The sequence below is a fragment of the Pseudovibrio sp. Ad13 genome (genome assembly GCF_001623225.1).
In the GTDB taxonomy this organism is placed as follows: Bacteria; Pseudomonadota; Alphaproteobacteria; order Rhizobiales; family Stappiaceae; genus Pseudovibrio.
Genome location: NZ_LMCC01000003.1, coordinates 13,722 through 32,951, shown reverse-complemented (window position 1 = coordinate 32,951; position 19,230 = coordinate 13,722). Strand labels below are relative to the sequence as shown.

Genomic DNA, 19,230 nt, shown 5'->3' with positions numbered 1-19,230 from the left:
TTAGCAGCAGAAGTTCTTTCTGCCGTTTCCCAGCCAAGACTCATCTGGTGTCTTTTTCGAGTTATGAACTTGAGGAGCACCATAATGACGACGCCAAACCCATCCATCACCACAGGCGCCTTGCCAGCAGCGCGTAAAATCTACGTTCGTGGCAGCCTGCACGAAGACGTGCTCGTGCCCATGCGCGAGATCAGCGTACACCCAACTGCAGGCGAGCCACCGCTGCCAGTCTATGATAGTTCCGGCCCATACACAGACCCAACGGCAACAACGAATATTTCTGAAGGTTTGCCTGCTCTACGGCGCAAGTGGATCGAGGCGCGCGGTGACACCGAGGAATATGATGGCCGTGAGATTAAGCCTGAAGACAATGGTTTTGTGAAAGGCGACCGGCTTGTTCCTGAGTTTCCGGTGAAGCCTCGCCCCTTGCGCGGAAAGGACGGTAAAGCCGTCACCCAGCTGGCCTATGCCCGCGCTGGCATTATCACACCGGAGATGGAGTTTATCGCCATCCGCGAAAACCAGTTGCGGGAAGCGGTTGCAGAAGAGCGGTGTGGCAATGACTGGGGTGCGAGCATTCCAGATTATGTAACACCAGAGTTTGTACGTGATGAGGTGGCTGCTGGCCGCGCGATCATTCCGTCAAACATCAACCACCCTGAGAGTGAGCCGATGATCATCGGGCGGAACTTTCTGGTCAAGATCAACGCCAATATGGGTACATCTGCTGTTACCTCTTCCATGGAAGAGGAAGTAGACAAGATGGTGTGGTCGATCCGCTGGGGTGCTGACACGGTGATGGATCTGTCTACCGGGCGTAATATTCACAACACCCGTGAGTGGATCATCCGCAACAGCCCTGTACCAATTGGGACTGTCCCGCTTTATCAGGCACTTGAGAAGGTGAATGGCATTGCCGAGGATCTGACTTGGGAGATTTTCCGCGACACCCTGATTGAACAGGCAGAGCAAGGGGTTGATTACTTTACCATTCATGCAGGTGTGCGCCTGCACATGGTGCCGATGACCGTCAATCGCGTGACCGGCATTGTCTCCCGTGGAGGCTCCATCATGGCCAAGTGGTGTCTGCATCACCACAAAGATAGCTTCCTCTATGAACACTTTGACGAAATCTGCGATATTTGTCGCCAGTATGATGTTGCCTTCTCCCTTGGTGATGGATTGCGTCCGGGTTCCATTGCAGATGCCAATGATGAAGCGCAGTTTGCAGAGCTGGAGACACTTGGAGAACTTACCAAAATTGCGTGGGCCAAGGATTGCCAGGTGATGATCGAAGGGCCGGGCCATGTGGCCATGCACAAGATCAAAGAAAACATGGATAAACAGCTGGAATGCTGCCATGAGGCGCCGTTCTATACGCTTGGGCCCCTTACTACCGATATCGCACCCGGTTATGACCACATCACCTCCGGCATTGGCGCTGCGATGATCGGGTGGTTTGGCTGTGCCATGCTTTGCTATGTGACGCCCAAAGAGCATCTGGGATTGCCGGACCGGGATGATGTAAAAACCGGCGTGATTACCTACAAGATTGCAGCTCATGCAGCTGATCTTGCCAAAGGCTTGCCAGGTGCCCAGCGGCGGGATGATGCCTTATCTCGTGCTCGCTTTGAATTCCGCTGGGAGGATCAATTCAACCTCTCTCTCGATCCCGATACTGCGCGAGAGTTCCACGATGAAACTCTGCCGAAAGACGCGCATAAAGTGGCTCATTTCTGCTCTATGTGCGGACCTAAGTTCTGTTCCATGCGGATCTCGCACGATATCCGCGCGGAGGCCCAGAAGGAAGGTATGGAGGCTATGGCAGCCAAGTTCCGCGAAGGCGGCAAGTTGTACCTGCCACTTGAAGGGACAGAGCAGTGATTACGATTGCAGGAGCCGGCCTTGCGGGGCTGGCTTCCGCCTATGAGCTAGCAAAGCGCGGTGCATCCGTCACTATCTTTGAAAAATCCGCTAAACCGGGCGAAAGCAGTGTCGCACGGTTTGCCGGCGGCATGCTTGCTCCGTTTTGCGAGCGTGAAAGCGCAGAAGAAGACGTTGTTACACTTGGGGTGCAAGCCGCTGATTGGTGGTCTCAGGTAACGCTTGTGACCCGGCACGGAACGCTGGTGGTTACTCCGCCGCGCGATCAGGCCGAGCTGACCCGTTTTGCACGGCGGACCTCACACTTTACCGAGGTGAACGGTCAAGCGATCTCAGAGCTGGAGCCAGCATTGGCTGGACGCTTTGAGCGTGGGCTGTTTTTCAAAGAGGAAGCTCATCTGGACCCACGGCAGGCACTGGCTGACCTGACAGGGGCTGTTCAGGAGCTTGGGGTAGAGATCCAATATGGAAGGACTGCACCTGAGCGGGTCAATCTCAATTGCACAGCAACCGCATCCAGCCTTCCTGACTTGCGGGCTGTGCGCGGTGAGATGGCGATTTTGCATTGTCCTGAGGTTCAGCTTTCCCGTGTCATCCGGCTCTTACACCCACGTATGCCGCTTTATCTGGTCCCGCGGGCTGATGGTTTATTCATGATTGGCGGGACCATGGTGGAGAGTAATTCTGAACGTCCTCCTACTCTTCGCTCCCTTACAGAAATGCTGAGCACAGCCTTTGCCATTCACCCTGCCTTTGCCGAGGCCAGTGTGGTTGAAATTGGAGCGGGATTGCGTCCAGCGTTTCCAGACAACTTGCCTCGACTGATCGAGCATGACGGGTCTCTTCACCTCAACGGGCTTTACCGCCACGGTTTTCTGCTTGCACCAGCACTGGCACAGCAAGCAGCACAACATCTTTTGAAGGAGGCTTGCGTATGAAGATCATCGTGAATGCGGAACCACGCGAGGTCACCAACGAAACGTTGGAGGATGCTCTTACGGAGCTGGAGTTCACCAGCCCCGCTGTTGCGACGGCTTTGAACGGCCGTTTTGTTCCTCGTGAGGACTACTCTGTGACATCCCTTTCAGAAGGCGATCGACTGGAAGTTCTTGCGCCTATGCAGGGAGGGTAACATGCAGCTTTATGGTACAGACATTAGTTCCCGGCTGTTGCTAGGAACAGCGCAATATCCCTCTCCTGCGGTACTGCAAAAAGCAATTGAGACCAGCAGAACAGAGATCATCACGGTCTCTTTGCGGCGCGAAACCGCTGACGGTTCTGGAGCTGGTTTCTGGGGGCTATTGAAAGATAGTGGCTGCAGAATTCTGCCCAACACCGCTGGGTGCCATAGCGTGCAAGAAGCCGTTGTTACTGCACAGATGGCTCGCGAGTTGTTTGGAACCGACTGGATCAAGCTAGAGGTTATCGGCAACTCAGACACCTTACAGCCCGATATCTTTGGGTTGGTCGAAGCTGCGAGGATTCTCTGTGCAGATGGTTTCAAGGTGTTTCCATACACAACTGATGATCTTGTGGTTGGCGAAAAGTTGTTGGAAGCCGGATGCAAACTGCTGATGCCGTGGGGGGCTCCCATCGGGTCTGGTCAGGGCCTGCGAAATCCTGAGGCCTTGCGGGCCATGCGGGCGCATTTTCCGGATGTACCCTTGATCGTGGATGCTGGTATTGGGCGTCCCTCTGACGCCATGCGTGCAATGGAGCTTGGCATGGATGCTGTTCTACTCAACACCGCAGTTGCCAAAGCGGGTGACCCGGTTTTGATGGCGCAGGCCATGGCACAGGCAATTGAAGCAGGGCGGAATGGAAACATCGCAGACCCTATGGACCCACGCGACATGGCGGTTCCCTCTACCCCAATCCTTGGCATGGCGGAGTTGCTCTGATGGAACGGTTTTATCTGATTGCCGGAGACGCGGACTGGATTGAACAGCTTGTCCCTCACGGCGTGAAGCTTGTTCAACTACGGATCAAAGACCAACCTGAACAGGTTGTTCGTCTGCAAATTGCACAGGCTCGTGACTATTGCCGTCAACATGGTGTTCAACTGATCATCAATGACTATTGGGAGCTGGCATTAGAACTTGGCTGTGATTTCGTTCATCTTGGGCAGGAAGACATGGACAGTGCTGACTTTGCTGCACTCCAGAAGGCTGGTGTTCGCTTTGGTCTTTCCACCCATGATGAGGCCGAGTTGGATCGCGCCCTCTCCTTCAAGCCCGAGTATGTCGCTCTGGGCCCGGTCTATCCAACCAAGCTGAAGAAAATGAAGTGGGCTCCACAAGGTTTGGAGCGTGTCAGCCGCTGGAAACAGATGGTTGGCAAGACACCTCTTGTTGCCATAGGTGGATTAACACCGGAGCGACTTGCCGGTGTGTTTGAAGCTGGTGCTGATAGCGCAGCGGTGGTGACTGACATTTTACAGGCACACGATCCAATTACCCGAACACAGGAATGGGTGGAGGCTTGCAAGCAATGACGCGTTATGACCGCCAGATGCTCTTGTCTGAAGTTGGGACAGCAGGACAACAGCGGTTGCGATCTGCTCATGTCCTCGTTGTTGGTGCTGGCGGTTTAGGCTGCCCTGTCCTGCAATATCTTACCGGTGCCGGTGTGGGCATTATCACGATTGTTGATCCCGATATGATTGAAGAGAGTAATCTGCATCGACAGCCTTTGTATTCACCGGCAAATGTGGGGGAGAGCAAGGCCTATGCCGCAGCAGCTCGGTTACATGGCTACAACCCAGAGGTGGAGCTACGCGCGCTCAACATTGCTCTGGATCCTGCAAATGCGGGCAGACTGATTGCCCAGGCAGATATCATCGTGGATGCTGCAGATACGTTTGCAGCCTCTTACACGCTCTCAGATGAGTGCTACCAACAAAGCAAACCGCTTATCTCAGCCTCTGCACTTGGAACCTCCGGTTATCTGGGAGGTTTTTGTGGTGGTGCGCCATCACTGCGAGCTGTCTTCCCCTCCCCACCAACCAACTCTGCCAATTGCGCCAGTGCGGGTGTCCTCGGCCCTTCGGTCGGGAGCATCGGAGCCATGCAGGCACAAATGACTTTAGCGGTACTGTTAGGCTTTTCGCCCAGCCCATTGGGTCGTCTCACTACATTGGATTTAATGAGATTTGAGTTCGGTGGCTTTTCGTTTCTCAACGCCAAAGAACCGGACTGGCATGCACCCTTTATCTCAGTTAGTGAACTGAGGCAGGACGACGTAGTGATTGAGCTTCGAGATGCATTGGAAGCCCCCCAGCCTGTCTGCAATACCGCACTGCGTCTTGCCCCCGATGAACTCGACCAGCACAACTTTAACCCTGCACACCGCATCACCCTTTGCTGCCGCACAGGCCTGCGCGCATGGCGCGGTGCAGAGGCGCTTGCAAAGCAAGGGTATAGGGATGTTGCTCTGATTGCAGATGGGAGCGGCTGAAAAGCCCTTACTGTCTCTCCAAGTTGCAGGTATCTGCGCCGCGTTCGATGAGGTCTGGTACGAACAATTTTTGGAGATTGATAGGATCCTCACCGCCAATTAAGTTCAGCATGAACTTGCCCAGCGTTTCGCTCGGCTTTGATATCGGGAGATAACATGTTGTAATTGGCGGTGAGAAATACTGCGACACGTTCAGGTCATCTGTCGCAATAACGACAGCATCCCGGCCATGCTCCATACCACGCACCTGAAAGCCTGACAGAACCCCCATTGCGGTTGCTTCATTGGCACAGATGTAGGCAGTCGGCGGCTCATCAAACATGGACATTTCAAAAAGCTGTTCTCGCCCGAAGGCCGGTGTCAGGCGCCCGTAAGCAAGCAGTGAAGGGTCGAATGTCTGGCCCGCCTTTGACAGTGCGGCTTTGTAAGCCTCAATACGGTTTTGAGTATAGTTCAACTCTTCTCTGGCATTGATCATCGCGATGCGGCGATGACCTTTGGAGAGCAAACGCTCAACACAGATCGTCACAATACGGCGGTTATCGGTATCAACAAACGCATGGGGTGCGCTGGCATCACTGGTTCCGTAGGTAACAAACGGAAAGTCCTGCTCCTGCATGAAGCTGATGCGCGGATCATTTGCTCTCGTTCCGGAGATGATGATTCCATCGGCTTTTTTGTTTTGAACGATGCGTTTTATAACCTCAAAGCTATCATCAAAACTGGCAACCTGATGCTGCACAACTCTGTAAGGCGTATGCTCAATTGCACGGGATATTCCGCTGATCAGCTGCGTGTAACCAACACCTGCCCATTCGTCATCATCAGGTGATGCAATGACTGTGATCATGGCTATCTGATAGGTCTTGCCAGTCCGGAGTTGAACTCCACTGATGTTAAGTTCGTATCCCAGCTCTTTAGCCGCTTGCAGTACTTTGTCACGTGTGCGTGGGCGCACCTGCGGTGAGGCATTTAGTGCTTTCGATACTGTTGCCGTTGAAAGCCCGGTTTCCTTAGCAATTGTTTTGATCGTCGGTCTTTGCGCCATGGGGTACTCAAGCTGGGGTCAGTTGCGCTTTGGAAAGCACATTCTGAAAACGAAGATAAACGGCAGATGTCCAAGCGAAGGCTTTGTCGCGAAGACCGGTTCCAGTCAAGGCATCAAAGTTTTCCGCCATTCCTGAGGCCTCGCAGGTTTTCATGAACCGCTTTGCCAGCTCGTGAGCCAGCCGGATTTCGCCTTGCCGGCACAAACCGTCAAAGATCAGTAGAGTCGTTGGAGCCCATATTGGACCACGCCAATACCCATCGGCCTCATAATACGTGCTTTGCGGGTTTTCTGTAGCAGGTCCCCATTCAGTGAGAAAGCCCTGAGTATTGAACCTTTCTATGAGTTTGCCTGCAATCTCTCTTGGCAGATCACTGCCAAGCAGAAGAGGCATAAACTGCGCCAGGCTAGTGTCTGGCAAGACCAAGTCTGGCTGAGCAGGTTTGCGGAAGTCGAAGGTCTTGCCGTTCCATAGCTGGTTTATCATCAGGTCTTTCAGTTGCTTACTGACATGATCATACTTACTCGCGGTATTCGGGTCTTCTGATGTGCGGTAGAGCCGCGCAATGCAGGTGGCTGTCAGGCATAGGAATGTTGGCAGGTCTGGTCCAACGACCGGACCGCCGTGATCGAAGAAACTGGTGTTGTCCCAGCCACTGTCGTTGCCGTGAAAGTAGCTGGGAAGCTCCTGTTCACTTGCGCGTGTATGCGTGAGCCAATAGCTGAGCTGGCGTTCCATCTTGTCTCTGAGATACACGAGCTGCTCTGAGTTAAAGCAATCACGATAGGCTTCAAAGATGTGCAGGAGTGCCCAACCGTGGACGGGTGGTTTTGTGAATGCAAAGGAAGCGCCAGCATCGTGCACAAAATCTGGCAGTAGTCCGCTGTCATCCTGCCAGTCAAAAATTGCAGCGAACTGACTAAATGCCAGATCAGGATCGATACCAGCAAGCCCGATTGCAGAAAAGGCGTTGTCCCAGCTCCAGATGTTGATCATGTGGTTCTTGGACATGTAGGTAGACGGATGCGTTAGCGCTCCTTCTGCAGGAACAGTGTTTGCCCAAAGGAGGTAGGTGGCGAGTTGCTCCGCTTCACTTTGGTCTTGCTTGCCATGCCAGTTGAAAAAGGCTTGCCGAGATATTGCCTGAGCTGCTTCGAAGGACTGTTTCTCGACTTTAGGACAGAGGCGGCGGTGAAGGCTTATACCGCCTTCAAACTGCTCTCCAGAAAAGATCAGGGAAACGTTGTCTGCATGATCGCGGCGCCAGTTGCCTTCAACAACAGCATTGCCAGCTGTTGTGAACGGTGTCAGTCGCAGGTTTTCGCCTGCTGCAACGATGCATTGGTCTCCGTTGGGGTGTTGGAAAGCGTAATCATAACGGGAGCCTTCCAAGGCGAACTTCAGTGAGACGCCCTGCCCTTTGATGTGTAGCAGTTCTCCCTCACCAATGCAGAAGCTGACATATCCCTGCTTTCTCTCATTTGAGAACAGATCAACATCCAGACGATGTGGAGACAGCGTGAACTGAGGGGTGAGTACTGTGCCATCCTTGCTCAGAAACTCCAGCTTGCACAAGCGGCCCAGGCTTGGTCGCTCATCTCCACCAGCGACATAGCGTAGATAGCAGCGTTGTTCATCATCCTGACCGCACATCATGGAGAGCGTTGTAAAGCGCTGGTGGCGGGAGAATGGCACGCGGTCGAAGTCAAATAGCGTCATGCCTTATCCCTTCACCGAGGAGCCGATTGAGCCGTCCATGATGTAGCGCTGCGCAAAAAAGAACAGGATCAGCGGCGGGATGCAAAGAACCACAGTAATGGCCGCGATGGACGTGATGTCCGTTTCATGCAGACCTTTGAACATGGAAAGGCCCAGCGTTAGTGTGTATTTGGACTGGTCGTTCAGATAGATCAGCGGGCCAAGATAGTCGTTCCACCCGTTCATGAAGTGGAACGTGCCAACCAACACCAGAGCAGGCATCATCAACGGCAGATGAATACGCCAATAGATTTGCCAGGAGTTGGCGCCATCCATGCGGGCGGCTTCGTCAATCTCAATGGGAACAGTCATGATGTACTGGCGCAGCAGGAACACGAAGAACGCATCTGCGAAGTAGGCCGGAACGATCAATGGTTTGAGTGTGTTGATCCAGCCGAGCATGTTGAACTCCATGTAGAGCGGGATCATTTTCACATCCCACGGGATCATCATGGTGGAGAGCAACAGGACGAAAATAGCGTCACGGCCTCTGAACTTGAAGCGGGCAAAACCGAAGGCTACCAGAGAGCAGGAAAACAATTGCCCGATGGTGGAAAGGACCACCACAATCACAGAATTCTTGAGATAGACATCAAATGGTTGCTTGAACCAAGCGGTGACAAAATTATCCCACATAACCTCATCGGGCCAGAAGACTGGCGGGAACTGATAGAGCTCGCCAATGCTTTTTACTGCCGTGATGAATGTCCAATAGAACGGTATGATGAACATTGCTGAGAGAAACAGCAGCGCACCATATGTGAGAGCTCTAGTCATCAGCTGCCTCCGAGTTCTTCATCTCTCCTTCATAGTAAACCCACGCGGAAGATGATTTCAGGACCAACATGGACAGGACGAGAATGATCAGGAACATGACCCATGAGTTCGCAGCAGCAAAACCCATCTCGAAATACTTGAAGGCATTGTCGTAAATGTACATGGCGAAGAAATAGGTGCTCTCCAATGGTCCACCGCCGGTCAGTAACAGCGCGATTGTGAGCTGCTGAAAGGCTGAGATGATCGACGTGATCACAGTGAAAAGCAGCATGGGTGAGAGCATTGGGATGGTGATATAAATAAGTCGTGCCCACGCTGGCACACCAGACATTTTGGCCGCCTCGTAAAGTTCTTTTGGGATGGATTGCAGGCCAGTCAGCAATATGAGCATGGTGCCGCCCAGGCCCCAAAGAGATGCAATCACGATAGCCAGCAACGACCAGTTTGGATCCCCCAACCAATTCGGCCCTTCGATACCTGCCAATCCAAGCAGAAAGTTCAGGATGCCGTATTCGTGGCTGTAGATCCACGCCCAGATGGTTACCAGTGCAACGCCGGAGATTACCGAGGGCAGATAGAAGATCGTTCTAAAGACGCCTGTGCCAAAGACTTTCTGATTGAGCAGTACAGCCAGCAATAACCCAAGGACCACATTAAATGGCACGAAGAACAGACCGAACTTGACGGTAATCCAGAGACTATCCCAGAACAGCGGATCTTCTGTCAGCATCACCTCGTAATTCTGTAGCCCAACAAATGTACGCTCTCCCACCACAGGCCAGTCATAAAAGCTCATGATGAACGAGAAGATGAGCGGCCCCAATGTGAAAAACAGGAAGCCCAAGATCCAGGGAGAGATGAATAGATATGGTGTTAGCTTTTCGATGAAGCGATGCCGCTCCTCGGATACTTCATCCTGCACGACCAATGTAGACATCTCTCCCTCCCCCAACATTTCTTATTTCAGGTGACGCTTCGAGCGCGCAACAGCACTGTCCAAGTGTTTCTTAGCGTTACCTTTTTCGATCATGGTCGCCTCAATCGCACGTTCAAGATTGGTCTGGATCTTGCTCCAGTTTTTGTGCTTGAGAAACGCGTTGGATTCCCGATCAGAAAGGGCCAGCATTTCAAAAAATGGCTTGTAGATCGGGTCAGCTGTAAGGTTCATCTCTTCAGCGACACTTGTGCGGATTGACAAGTCGTTTTCACGCAACTTGACGGCCTCTGGGGAGGCGTAGAATTTAACAAATTCCCAAGCCAGCTCAGGATTTTTCGTCGCCTTCGCGACGGACATAGCAGAGGCGCCGATTGATGAATGAACAGGCTTGTCACCAAACGCAGGTAACATGGCAACACCATAGTTTATGCCTGCTTTGTCGATCCCCCCCTTGGACCACATAGCGCTCTGGAACATGGCCAGTTTGCTACCTTTAAAGAGTGCAGAGCCAGAGGTGCTATCACCAATGCCGAGAACCGTAGCCTCTTCGTTTTTCGCCATTTCAGCAAACATGGTCAGCACTTCGACAGCTTCCGGACTGTTCATGTATCCATCAACTGAACTGCCATCTTCCGCAATAAAGCGCGTACCGTTGGACCAGAAGAACTGCTCATAGTCATATGGATCTGGCTTGGCTTCCACGGCGAAACCATAGGTCTTACTGCCCTTTTCGCGGAATTGCGCGGCTTTTTCACGCAGATCTGACCAAGTCCATCCTGTTTTTGGCTCGGCAACACCAGCAGCTTCAAACATATCTTTGTTGTAGAAGACGACATGAGTGGTGAAGCCCGCAGGAATGCCGTAGGCCTTGCCTTCTATCCGCGTGGTATTGATTAGGCCCGCAGGAATATCCTCAAGATCCATGCTCTCAGCATCACGCGCCATCAACTCGTCAAGAGGCATCAGAGACTTGTAGTACTTAGGGTAGTTCCACATGTACATGACATCAGGTGGGTTTCCGGCCCCGAATGCTGCAATGAGCTTCTTGTCATAGCCATCACCGTAGGATTCTACCTGCACTTTTACGCCGGGATTTGCAGCTTCAAAACGCTTTGAGATTTCCTGTAGAATAGCGAGGTTCTCGCTGCTGTTCCATGTTGCAAAGCGGAGCACCTCTTCTGCAAATGCAGCACTGGCTCCTCCCAAAGCCATTGAGGTAACTGCTGTCACCATCGCTAATTGTTTCAGACGCTTTTTCATTCCTCTCCTCCTTCTATGCAATGCAAAGTGCTGCAGTCTCCTGACGTTCAATCAATGAACGCGTTTCCCCATCCAACTTGCGTGGATAGGCCTCCCCCTCAGGATTAAAAAGATGGCAGTGCTTTGCTGGAAAATTGAGATGGACCCTGTCGCCCATATTGACCGGATGCGTTCCTCTGGTGACAACCGTGAGCCCCTGACCAGAGTCCAAACGAACATGAACCTGGCTTTCTGTTCCCAATCGTTCGACCAGTTCCACGTTGCCGCTCATATGAGACTCGGCTTCCTCAACCAGCCCCACATTTTCTGGGCGAATACCAAAAGTGTGAGGCTGGTCGGGGACTTGTTGCACGGGAGCACTTAACTGAAACGAAATAGAGCCAGAGATGCTTTCTGATGTGAGTGCGATACTCATCTCATTGATAGCATTGGCATTTACTTTCATCATGTTCATCTTGGGTGAACCGATAAAACCGGCAACAAACAGGTTTTGCGGAGCATAAAACAACTCAAGCGGTGTACCGAACTGTGCCACCACACCTTTGTTCAGGACAACGACACGACTAGAAAGCGTCATTGCTTCTACCTGATCATGCGTGACGTAAATCATAGTCACACCCAACCGGCGGTGAAGACTGGCCAGTTCCACCCGCATGCTCACTCTAAGACCTGCATCCAGATTAGACAGAGGCTCATCCAACAGGAATAACTTAGGATCACGGACAATGGCACGCCCGATAGCCACGCGCTGACGCTGACCACCCGAAAGCTGTCTTGGGCGGCGTTTCAAAAGGTCGGAAATTTGCAGAATTCGTGCGGCAGTCTGTACTCGTTCTTCAATCTCCACTTTAGGGACACCATTTAAGGAAAGACCGAAAGACAGGTTCTTGTAGACGTTCATGTGCGGATAGAGCGCGTAGTTCTGAAACACCATCGCAATATCCCGCTTTGCAGGCGGCAACTGCGTTATGTTACGCTCTCCCAACCTGACAGAGCCACCAGACACCTCTTCAAGCCCTGCAATGGAACGCAGGAGCGTCGTCTTTCCGCATCCAGACGGACCAAGGAAGCTAACGAACTCTCCATCCCGGATACTCAAATCGATTCCGGTGAGCACTTCTGTCTTGCCGAAGCTTTTGTAAAGCTGCTTGATATCTACGCCTGCCATGGATCTCCCCCCGAAGCTGAGCAAGGCCGCTCAAAATATAAACGTTTAATTTTATATGTAAAGCTACTTATGTTTTGATCACCTTACTCACTCAATCGGACTGTCTGACCAGATTACAACTCCAAAGGCCGATATGTGCTCTGCCCCTACATAGATCACCGCCGCTTCCGGCAGATTCAGATACTTGGTTTCATTGGTGAAATTGAACGCAAACTTAAGTTGTCCGCGACACGTAATACGGAGGCCTTCCTGTAGGCCTGCATACAACTCAACGTCCGCCCATTTCACAAGATAAGTTGCTATTTTTTCCTGCAAAGCATCGTCAACGTGTGCCGCTGCATAGATGCATTTCTGATTACCAACCAATGCCGGATGCCCATCGCGATAATCTGACTTGAAGTGCCCTAAGACCTCCTCAGAGGCCTTAATGCTCTCCCGCCAGTTGGTGACATTTCCATGCTCCCCCTCGAAAACAAACTGATCTTGATTGTAACGAGGCAAAGACTCCACCCGCACAACATCAAGGTGGATGAGCTCTTTGAGGCTGCCTGGTGGCAAAGGCTCCGAAACATGCATGTGTTCAGTTTTACTGCCAGAGCGCGGCCCCAGAAAGACCTTGGCGGTTGCCTCATTTAATCGCGAAGTAAATTTCGGATTATCTATGATCATATCCGGGAGGATGATCAGCTTGTAATCACTGAGATCGGAGTGCGGGCCAATGATATCGACATCCGCACCCATCCTGGAGAGTGTTGCGTACCAATCCATCGCAACTTTCGCGCTGGAGTAGTCAACTCCCTGAGGCAAGGTACGAGCTGCCCATCGAGATGGATAATCAAGGACAAGCGCAACCTGTGCTTTTTGCTTTTCACCGGCTTCGGGCAGCAGTTTGCACTCGTTCGCCACTTGAGCCACTTCACTAAAAGCCTGATCGGGCTCATTGTTCGGCAAGAGAAGACCTGTATGAAACTGCTCTTGCGCGAATTTTGATTGGCGCCAACGGAAGTAACAGACAACATCAATGCCGTGCGCATAAGCCAGCCACGTCCAAAGGCGGATCATGCCATCCTGAGGAGATTGGTTATGCTTCGCCCAGTTCACAGGTCCGGGTTGCTGCTCCATCACCCAGGCTTTACCTTTGCCAACATGGCGATACAGATCATGATTAAACGCAGGTTGATCTGGCAAACCAACCCGCAGAAGCTTTGCTTTCTCAGCATCTTCCTTCGGCGAGTAGACAAGTGCACCCATGGGGTAGCTGTCCCAAGAGGCAAAGTCGATATCCGCACCAACGGCATAATGATCATAGTCCGCATTGTGGCCCATAAAGTTATGCGTGATTGGCGAGCTTCCAACAAATTTCCGAAGGGTATCTACTTGAGCCCGATTGAACTTAACGACCTGATCAGAGGAAAAGCGATAGTAATCCAACAAATGAGTTGGGCTTGGCTCCTCCACCAGATTGTTCGGCAGCTCAATCTGAGAGAATGCGGAGTATTTCATACCCCAGAAGCATGTTCCCCATGCCTCGTTTAGCTGTTCGATTGAGCTATAACGGCGCTCCAACCACTCGCCAAAGGCCCGCTTCGCTGCTGGCGAATAACTATGAATTGTGTCGTGATCCCCGTACTCGTTGTCAATCTGCCAAGCTTTGACATACGGATTCTGACCATATCTTTGAGCAAATGCTTCCGCAATTTTTGTCGCATACTCAAGATAAATTGGGCTTGAAAAGCAATAGTGGCGCCTCGCTCCAAATTTTCGTGTTACTCCGTTTTCATCGACGGGAAGAATTTCTGGATGCTTATCGATGAGCCATTTGGGAGGCGCTGCAGTTGGTGTACACATAACAACATACAGCCCTGCTTGACCGAGCACGTTGACAGCTCTGTCCAACCAAGCCCAATCGAACTTCCCCTCCTCCGGTTCAACCAAAGCCCACGAAAACTCAGCAATACGTACCCATTTCAACCCAAGCTCAACCATCTGATACGCATCATCAGCCCAAATAGCTTCTGGCCATTGCTCAGGATAATAACAGGTCCCCAACTCCAACATTCAAAACGCCTCAATACAACGACTATCTCTCAAAAAGTGACGCTCAAAGAATCACCCACACCAGAGATATATCAGAGTGCACTGCAAAATATAAACGTTTAATTTAACCGAAGTTGAAAACTATGTGCGAGTCTGTGGGGCTGTTTTTGGAAGTACGCAAAACTGGAGTCTCAAAAGCAAGAATCAGCTGAACGATCGTTCGTCATTCTCCTTGACTGCCACACACGACAGCCGCTCATAAAATTAAAGTCAATTACTTCAATATGTTATCTGTTTTAATGCCGATTTCCAGCTCAAGGCTGTCTCAACGCCTCTTCATCGCATGGTTATTGTCCACTGAATGAAAAGCCCGGTTGAGACGTTCTGTCGCAAGTTTGGCTAAATGGGGAGTTTTCGGCGGTTTTTTAGGGCGTGATGTTTCAGGGCGGGGTTCTAAGTTTTCTTGCTTAACATTAGTCAAGGAGGACTGCGGCCGTTCAATTCACTGTGACCTGGTCTCACCAGCATTGGAGATTGAGAATGTTACAAAATAAGAGACGTGGGTCAGGGTACGCTTTAGCGGCCGGCTTCGCGATGTTGCTAGGTAGTGCAGCTGCACCTGCATTTGCTGAAGGTCCAACACTGAGCGAAGAAGCCTTTGAACGTTCTAAGCAGCTTTATTTTGAGCAGTGCGCAGGCTGTCACGGCGTTTTGCGCAAGGGCGCGACAGGTAAAAACCTTGAGCCGCATTGGAAGAAAAAAGGCAAAGACGGCACCGTCACTGAAGGTGGTACCCTTCAGCTAGGTCAGGAACGCCTTGAGAAGATCATCGCCTGGGGCACAGAAGGCGGCATGAACAACTTCTCGGAAATCCTGAGCGAGCAAGAAATCAAGGACATGGCGACCTACATTATGTTGGATCCGCCAAAGCCACCTGAGATGTCACTTGCTCAGATGAAGGAAACCCGCAAGGTTTACGTCGAAGAAAAAGATTACCCAACCAAGCCTATGCATGGCCGCAACTGGGAAAACTTCTTCGTTGTTATCGAGCGTGATGCAGGTAAAGTTGCAGTCATCGACGGCGACACCAAAGAAGTTCTGGTTCATATTCCTACCGGTTATGCAGTGCACGTGATCAAAGCATCCGAGCACCACAAACTGGCAGAGCCTGAGAATCCAGGTCGTTTCTGGTACACCATGGGCCGTGACGGCAAGATGACGAAAATCGACCTCTGGCAGACACCAGACAAGATGCTCGTTTCTGAAGTTACCGTTGCTTATGATGCACGTGACGTTGCCGTATCCGGCGATGGCAAATACATCATTGGTGGTGCTTACTGGCCTCCACACTTCGTGATTTCTGACGCAGTGACCATGGAACCGCTTAAGGTTGTTTCAACCCGTGGCGTGAACGTGGACGGAGATTATGTAGAAGAAAGCCGCGTTGCTGCTATCTACACAACTCCAAATGAGCCTACATGGCTGGTTGCTGTTAAAGAACTTGGCCAGATGTGGCAGGTTGATTACTCCGATATCGACAACCTTCGTATCGACAAAATCGACTCCGCTAAGTTCCTGCATGACGGCTTCTTCGATCCAACAGGCCGTTACTTCCAGATCGCTGCTAACGCATCGAACAAAATGGTTGTTGTCGACACCAAAGAGCGCAAGCTCGAAGCCATGATCGACGTTGCTGCTCTTCCACACCCAGGTCCAGGTGCTAACTGGAACGATCCTAAGTGTGGTCCGGTTGCAGGTACAACCCACCTCGGCGTTGGTACTGTTTCTGTTTGGGCGAACGACCCAGCAGGACGTCCTGATGAAGCTTGGAAGAAGTGTTACGAAGTTGAAACTGACGGCCCAGGCCTGTTCATCCGTACACATCCAAAATCCAAGTACGTATGGGCTGACCAGACCAAACACCCAGATCCTGAAATTCAGCAGGCTGTTCAGGTGATCTCGAAAGAAACCGGTGAGATTGTGAAAACAATCACCATCACCGAAACAGAGGGCAATGCCGCTGTTCACTTCGAGTTCAACGCAGATGGTTCTGAAGTTTGGGTATCCAACTGGAACATGGGCGACTCTCTTGCTCCAAACGGTGAAATCGTTGTTTACGATGCGGAAACCCTTGAAGAGAAAACCCGGATTAAGGGCCTTTACGCTCCAACCGGCAAGTTCAACGTTCATATCCGTTCGAACCACGTTACCTAATGTGATCTAACGATCCTTTTGAGGGGCGGGCACCACGCCCGCCCTTCTTTTTTATCAGCGGTATCGAGACTGCAACGGCTGGACACCAGTCGGAGATGACGGATTTGCTCCCCGTATCTTGAAAGCCGACCGCACACGACCCGACTAGGATGGGTCGACAGAAAATCCAAAACGGAGCCTGGAAATGACCCAGTCCAACGGTACGGAAAAGAAAAAGCCGATCTGGCGCCGGTATTTCCTATGGGGAATGCCGGTTGCTGGCCTCTTGGGGGCTTTTGTCGTCGGCATTATCTTCTGGGGCGGTTTCAACACCGTCATGGAAGCCACAAACACAAAAGAATTCTGCGTCTCGTGCCACGAGATGAATGACTTTGTCTATCAGGAATATCAGGGTACAATCCACGACGTAAACCGGTCAGGCGTTGGTGCAGTTTGCTCAGACTGCCACGTTCCTAAAGACTGGACACATAAGATCATCCGTAAGATCAAGGCATCCAAAGAAGTTTGGGGCAAGCTGGTCGGCACGATCAACACACCAGAGAAATTTGACAAGAAACGTCTGCACCTCGCCAAAAACGAATGGGCGCGGATGAAATCTTCTGACTCTCGTGAATGCCGTAACTGTCATGATTTTGAATCCATGATGCCGGAGTTCCAGAAGCCACGCGCACGTCAGCAGCACCTGAATGCAATGAAAACAGGGCAGACCTGTATCGATTGCCATAAAGGTATTGCGCATAAGAACGTTCGTGACCGCGCATCTGATGAATATCTGGAGATGATTGAAGCTCCTGACCAGAATTACGTTCGCGAGATTCCGAAAGAGTATCTGGAGAGCCTTGCTCGCATTGAAGCCAAAGAAGCTGCTGAAGCTGAGGCTGCAAGCACTGCGAAGAAAGCACAGCAGGAAGCTACACAGGCTCAGATTGCAGCTGCTGTTGACGCAGCCGTTGCTGAAGAACGTGCAAAAGCTGCCGGTGAAGCACCTGCTGCTGATGCAGGCGACACTGTTGGTGCCAACATCGACTGGAGCGGTGTGGACAGCGTAGACATGACACTGTTCTACCCTGGTCAGGCTTCCTTCGAGTTTGTGCAGAACGGCAAGCAGCACGGTGGTGCTCGTCCGCTGACAAAGGGTGGCGACCAGTGCACAACCTGTCATGCGAAAGAGCTGAACAACATTGGCAACAAGATCGTCAAAGGCACTGACAACACCGAGCCGACCCCAATTCCTGGGAAGCGTGGTGTGATCAACGCAACGATGCAGGCTGCTCATGATGATGAGAATGTCTACTTCCGCCTGCAATGGCCAGATACTCCTCATGCACCTGCACCATTTGTTGACGGTGGCAAGATGGATCCTGAAAACCAGATCAAGGTTGCCATGATGATCACCGGCACCGGTATCAAGATGGGTGAACAGGTTGGTTGCTGGGCAACATGCCATGCAGACAACACCTACATGCCGTTTGATCCGGGTCCAGAAGCAATCGCTGCTTCCGGTGATGTTGCTGAGATGCTGCAAGCCAAGAAGTCCATCCAGAAGTACCTGAGTGAGACCCGGACAAAGGTCGAGATCAAAGGTCGCCGCGGTAAAGCACAGGGTGGTTGGAACAAGCTGAAATCTGCTGAAGAGATCGACCAGCTGCTGGCTGACGGCACCTTCATGGATCTGATGCGCGTCTATGCTGACGGTTCAGCAACCAATGGCTACCTGCTTGAGCGTCGCGTCCAAAACGACGGTGATATCACTGCTTCTGCCAAGCTTTCTGCTGGTATGTGGACTGTGGTCTTCTCCCGTCCGCTGGTAAGCGACAAGCCAGGTGATGTGCCGCTTGAAGCTGGCAAGACCTACACAGTTGGCTTTGCTATCCATGATGACTTCTCAGCTGCACGTTTCCACCACGTGACGTTGAACACCAGTCTGGCACTGGATGACGAAACTGCCCAAATCAATGTGGTAGGGCGCTAAAAAAACACAAAGGGTGGCCGAGCAATTGGCCACCTTTTTTTCTGGAGGCTGGATCCTCCTTTATTCTTTTGCTTTTGCGTATCTTTATCCGAAAACCGGTTTCCACTTTTCAGAGATATGCAGAACTTGCTCTAAGTTTTTCCGAGCGTATCCTTATCAATATTAGTACGTGATTTTTGGATATGCATTTGCAAGGGGGCGCTTCATGTACTCAAGATTTCTTCACTGTTCCGCACTTCTTCTGGGTCTTTTGATGGTGACACCTGCCGTTGCGGCGGATGACAAAGCTGCTGCACTGTGCGCAAAAGCAGAAGCTCGTTATGTCGATATGTTTGGACATCCGGCAGCTGAGGCGGATGGCGTTACAATCGTGAAGATGTACAAGTATCGGTTCTGCCCAGAAAAGCTTTCTGTCCCTGTTGGCACCACCGTACGCTGGGTGAATGTTGACAAGCGGACAAGCCACACCGTTCATTTGAATGAGGCGGGTGAGAAAGAGTCTGATCGATTGTTTCCTGAAGAGGTCTTCGAGTTCACCTTCCTGAGCGCGGGATCGCAGCAATATCTGTGTGGTCCGCATTGGGAAACGCAGAAGATGATCGGCATGGTGACCGTCACACCTTAAAGCAGTTCGCATTTAAGGTGAAACACATGAGCTGCTTTGCCTTTGTTTTTGCGTGGCTTTGAACCAGCACTGCGACTGCGCTTCAGAGGTACT

The 19,230-nt window shown here is 51.6% G+C and carries 16 protein-coding genes and 1 pseudogene; 10 read left to right on the top strand and 7 right to left on the bottom strand.

The window, feature by feature from the left end:
• Nucleotides 1-63: 63 nt before the first annotated feature.
• From thiC to PsAD13_RS04440, 6 genes are read left to right on the top strand one after another with little or no spacing between them, the layout of a single operon-like run.
• On the top strand, nucleotides 64-1,884 hold the full coding sequence (gene thiC / locus PsAD13_RS04465; protein ID WP_208986435.1) for a phosphomethylpyrimidine synthase ThiC: 1,821 nt from the start codon (nucleotides 64-66) through the stop codon (nucleotides 1,882-1,884).
• On the top strand, nucleotides 1,881-2,822 hold the full coding sequence (locus PsAD13_RS04460) for an FAD-dependent oxidoreductase (protein WP_063290931.1): 942 nt from the start codon (nucleotides 1,881-1,883) through the stop codon (nucleotides 2,820-2,822). The genes thiC and PsAD13_RS04460 overlap by 4 nt, the downstream gene beginning before the upstream one ends.
• Entirely contained in the window at nucleotides 2,819-3,016 is a 198-nt protein-coding gene (gene thiS, locus PsAD13_RS04455) for a sulfur carrier protein ThiS (RefSeq protein WP_063290930.1), read from the top strand. Before PsAD13_RS04460 ends, thiS begins: the two co-directional genes overlap by 4 nt.
• Nucleotide 3,017: 1 nt before the next feature.
• Nucleotides 3,018-3,785 (top strand): thiazole synthase, encoded by a 768-nt coding sequence (locus PsAD13_RS04450; RefSeq protein WP_063290929.1) that lies wholly within the window; start codon nucleotides 3,018-3,020, stop codon nucleotides 3,783-3,785.
• Nucleotides 3,785-4,378 (top strand): thiamine phosphate synthase, encoded by a 594-nt coding sequence (locus PsAD13_RS04445; protein ID WP_063290928.1) that lies wholly within the window; start codon nucleotides 3,785-3,787, stop codon nucleotides 4,376-4,378. The genes PsAD13_RS04450 and PsAD13_RS04445 overlap by 1 nt, the downstream gene beginning before the upstream one ends.
• Entirely contained in the window at nucleotides 4,375-5,340 is a 966-nt protein-coding gene (locus tag PsAD13_RS04440) for a HesA/MoeB/ThiF family protein (protein ID WP_063290927.1), read from the top strand. The genes PsAD13_RS04445 and PsAD13_RS04440 overlap by 4 nt, the downstream gene beginning before the upstream one ends.
• A gap of 7 nt (nucleotides 5,341-5,347) precedes the next feature.
• On the opposite strand, the gene PsAD13_RS04435 is transcribed toward PsAD13_RS04440, so the two are convergent.
• From PsAD13_RS04435 to PsAD13_RS04405, 7 genes are all read right to left on the bottom strand, one after another.
• Entirely contained in the window at nucleotides 5,348-6,388 is a 1,041-nt protein-coding gene (locus PsAD13_RS04435; protein ID WP_063290926.1) for a LacI family transcriptional regulator, read from the bottom strand.
• A 7-nt stretch (nucleotides 6,389-6,395) separates the two neighbouring features.
• Nucleotides 6,396-8,108 carry a trehalase family glycosidase gene (locus tag PsAD13_RS04430; protein WP_063317408.1) on the bottom strand — a complete coding sequence of 571 codons (1,713 nt, stop codon included), beginning with the start codon at nucleotides 8,106-8,108 and terminating at the stop codon, nucleotides 6,396-6,398.
• 3 nt (nucleotides 8,109-8,111) lie between these two features.
• Nucleotides 8,112-8,924 (bottom strand): carbohydrate ABC transporter permease, encoded by an 813-nt coding sequence (locus PsAD13_RS04425; protein WP_063317407.1) that lies wholly within the window; start codon nucleotides 8,922-8,924, stop codon nucleotides 8,112-8,114.
• Nucleotides 8,917-9,861 carry a sugar ABC transporter permease gene (locus PsAD13_RS04420; protein ID WP_063300464.1) on the bottom strand — a complete coding sequence of 315 codons (945 nt, stop codon included), beginning with the start codon at nucleotides 9,859-9,861 and terminating at the stop codon, nucleotides 8,917-8,919. The genes PsAD13_RS04425 and PsAD13_RS04420 overlap by 8 nt, the downstream gene beginning before the upstream one ends.
• A gap of 21 nt (nucleotides 9,862-9,882) precedes the next feature.
• Nucleotides 9,883-11,121, bottom strand: a complete 1,239-nt coding sequence (locus tag PsAD13_RS04415) for a sugar ABC transporter substrate-binding protein (protein WP_063317406.1) — start codon at nucleotides 11,119-11,121, stop codon at nucleotides 9,883-9,885.
• A 13-nt stretch (nucleotides 11,122-11,134) separates the two neighbouring features.
• Nucleotides 11,135-12,289, bottom strand: a complete 1,155-nt coding sequence (ugpC, locus tag PsAD13_RS04410; protein WP_063317405.1) for a sn-glycerol-3-phosphate ABC transporter ATP-binding protein UgpC — start codon at nucleotides 12,287-12,289, stop codon at nucleotides 11,135-11,137.
• Between the two features lie 87 nt (nucleotides 12,290-12,376).
• Nucleotides 12,377-14,347: a beta-galactosidase gene (locus tag PsAD13_RS04405; RefSeq protein WP_084404639.1), complete on the bottom strand. Its 1,971-nt coding sequence runs from the start codon at nucleotides 14,345-14,347 to the stop codon at nucleotides 12,377-12,379.
• Between the two features lie 519 nt (nucleotides 14,348-14,866).
• Between PsAD13_RS04405 and PsAD13_RS04400 the strand changes: the two genes are divergently transcribed.
• From PsAD13_RS04400 to PsAD13_RS04390, 4 genes and pseudogenes are all read left to right on the top strand, one after another.
• On the top strand, nucleotides 14,867-16,540 hold the full coding sequence (locus PsAD13_RS04400; RefSeq protein WP_208986434.1) for a cytochrome D1 domain-containing protein: 1,674 nt from the start codon (nucleotides 14,867-14,869) through the stop codon (nucleotides 16,538-16,540).
• Between the two features lie 247 nt (nucleotides 16,541-16,787).
• Nucleotides 16,788-17,282 (top strand): annotated as a pseudogene (locus tag PsAD13_RS28265) (NapC/NirT family cytochrome c); the annotation flags it as partial.
• A 36-nt stretch (nucleotides 17,283-17,318) separates the two neighbouring features.
• Nucleotides 17,319-18,512, top strand: a complete 1,194-nt coding sequence (locus PsAD13_RS28260; RefSeq protein WP_275496444.1) for an ethylbenzene dehydrogenase-related protein — start codon at nucleotides 17,319-17,321, stop codon at nucleotides 18,510-18,512.
• Nucleotides 18,513-18,717: 205 nt separating this feature from the next.
• Nucleotides 18,718-19,137 carry a plastocyanin/azurin family copper-binding protein gene (locus PsAD13_RS04390; protein WP_063289351.1) on the top strand — a complete coding sequence of 140 codons (420 nt, stop codon included), beginning with the start codon at nucleotides 18,718-18,720 and terminating at the stop codon, nucleotides 19,135-19,137.
• Nucleotides 19,138-19,230 lie beyond the last annotated feature (93 nt).

What these genes read in the sequence shown, in the direction of transcription:
- PsAD13_RS04405 (WP_084404639.1), bottom strand. Translation starts at nt 14,347, where the DNA reads ATGTTGGAGTTGGGGACCTGTTATTATCCTGAGCAATGGCCAGAAGCT.
- PsAD13_RS04425 (WP_063317407.1), bottom strand. Translation starts at nt 8,924, where the DNA reads ATGACTAGAGCTCTCACATATGGTGCGCTGCTGTTTCTCTCAGCAATG.
- PsAD13_RS04450 (WP_063290929.1), top strand. Translation starts at nt 3,018, where the DNA reads ATGCAGCTTTATGGTACAGACATTAGTTCCCGGCTGTTGCTAGGAACA.
- PsAD13_RS04390 (WP_063289351.1), top strand. Translation starts at nt 18,718, where the DNA reads ATGTACTCAAGATTTCTTCACTGTTCCGCACTTCTTCTGGGTCTTTTG.
- ugpC (WP_063317405.1), bottom strand. Translation starts at nt 12,289, where the DNA reads ATGGCAGGCGTAGATATCAAGCAGCTTTACAAAAGCTTCGGCAAGACA.
- thiS (WP_063290930.1), top strand. Translation starts at nt 2,819, where the DNA reads ATGAAGATCATCGTGAATGCGGAACCACGCGAGGTCACCAACGAAACG.
- PsAD13_RS04430 (WP_063317408.1), bottom strand. Translation starts at nt 8,108, where the DNA reads ATGACGCTATTTGACTTCGACCGCGTGCCATTCTCCCGCCACCAGCGC.
- PsAD13_RS04415 (WP_063317406.1), bottom strand. Translation starts at nt 11,121, where the DNA reads ATGAAAAAGCGTCTGAAACAATTAGCGATGGTGACAGCAGTTACCTCA.
- thiC (WP_208986435.1), top strand. Translation starts at nt 64, where the DNA reads ATGAACTTGAGGAGCACCATAATGACGACGCCAAACCCATCCATCACC.
- PsAD13_RS04435 (WP_063290926.1), bottom strand. Translation starts at nt 6,388, where the DNA reads ATGGCGCAAAGACCGACGATCAAAACAATTGCTAAGGAAACCGGGCTT.
- PsAD13_RS28260 (WP_275496444.1), top strand. Translation starts at nt 17,319, where the DNA reads ATGATTGAAGCTCCTGACCAGAATTACGTTCGCGAGATTCCGAAAGAG.
- PsAD13_RS04420 (WP_063300464.1), bottom strand. Translation starts at nt 9,861, where the DNA reads ATGTCTACATTGGTCGTGCAGGATGAAGTATCCGAGGAGCGGCATCGC.
- PsAD13_RS04400 (WP_208986434.1), top strand. Translation starts at nt 14,867, where the DNA reads ATGTTACAAAATAAGAGACGTGGGTCAGGGTACGCTTTAGCGGCCGGC.
- PsAD13_RS04445 (WP_063290928.1), top strand. Translation starts at nt 3,785, where the DNA reads ATGGAACGGTTTTATCTGATTGCCGGAGACGCGGACTGGATTGAACAG.
- PsAD13_RS04440 (WP_063290927.1), top strand. Translation starts at nt 4,375, where the DNA reads ATGACGCGTTATGACCGCCAGATGCTCTTGTCTGAAGTTGGGACAGCA.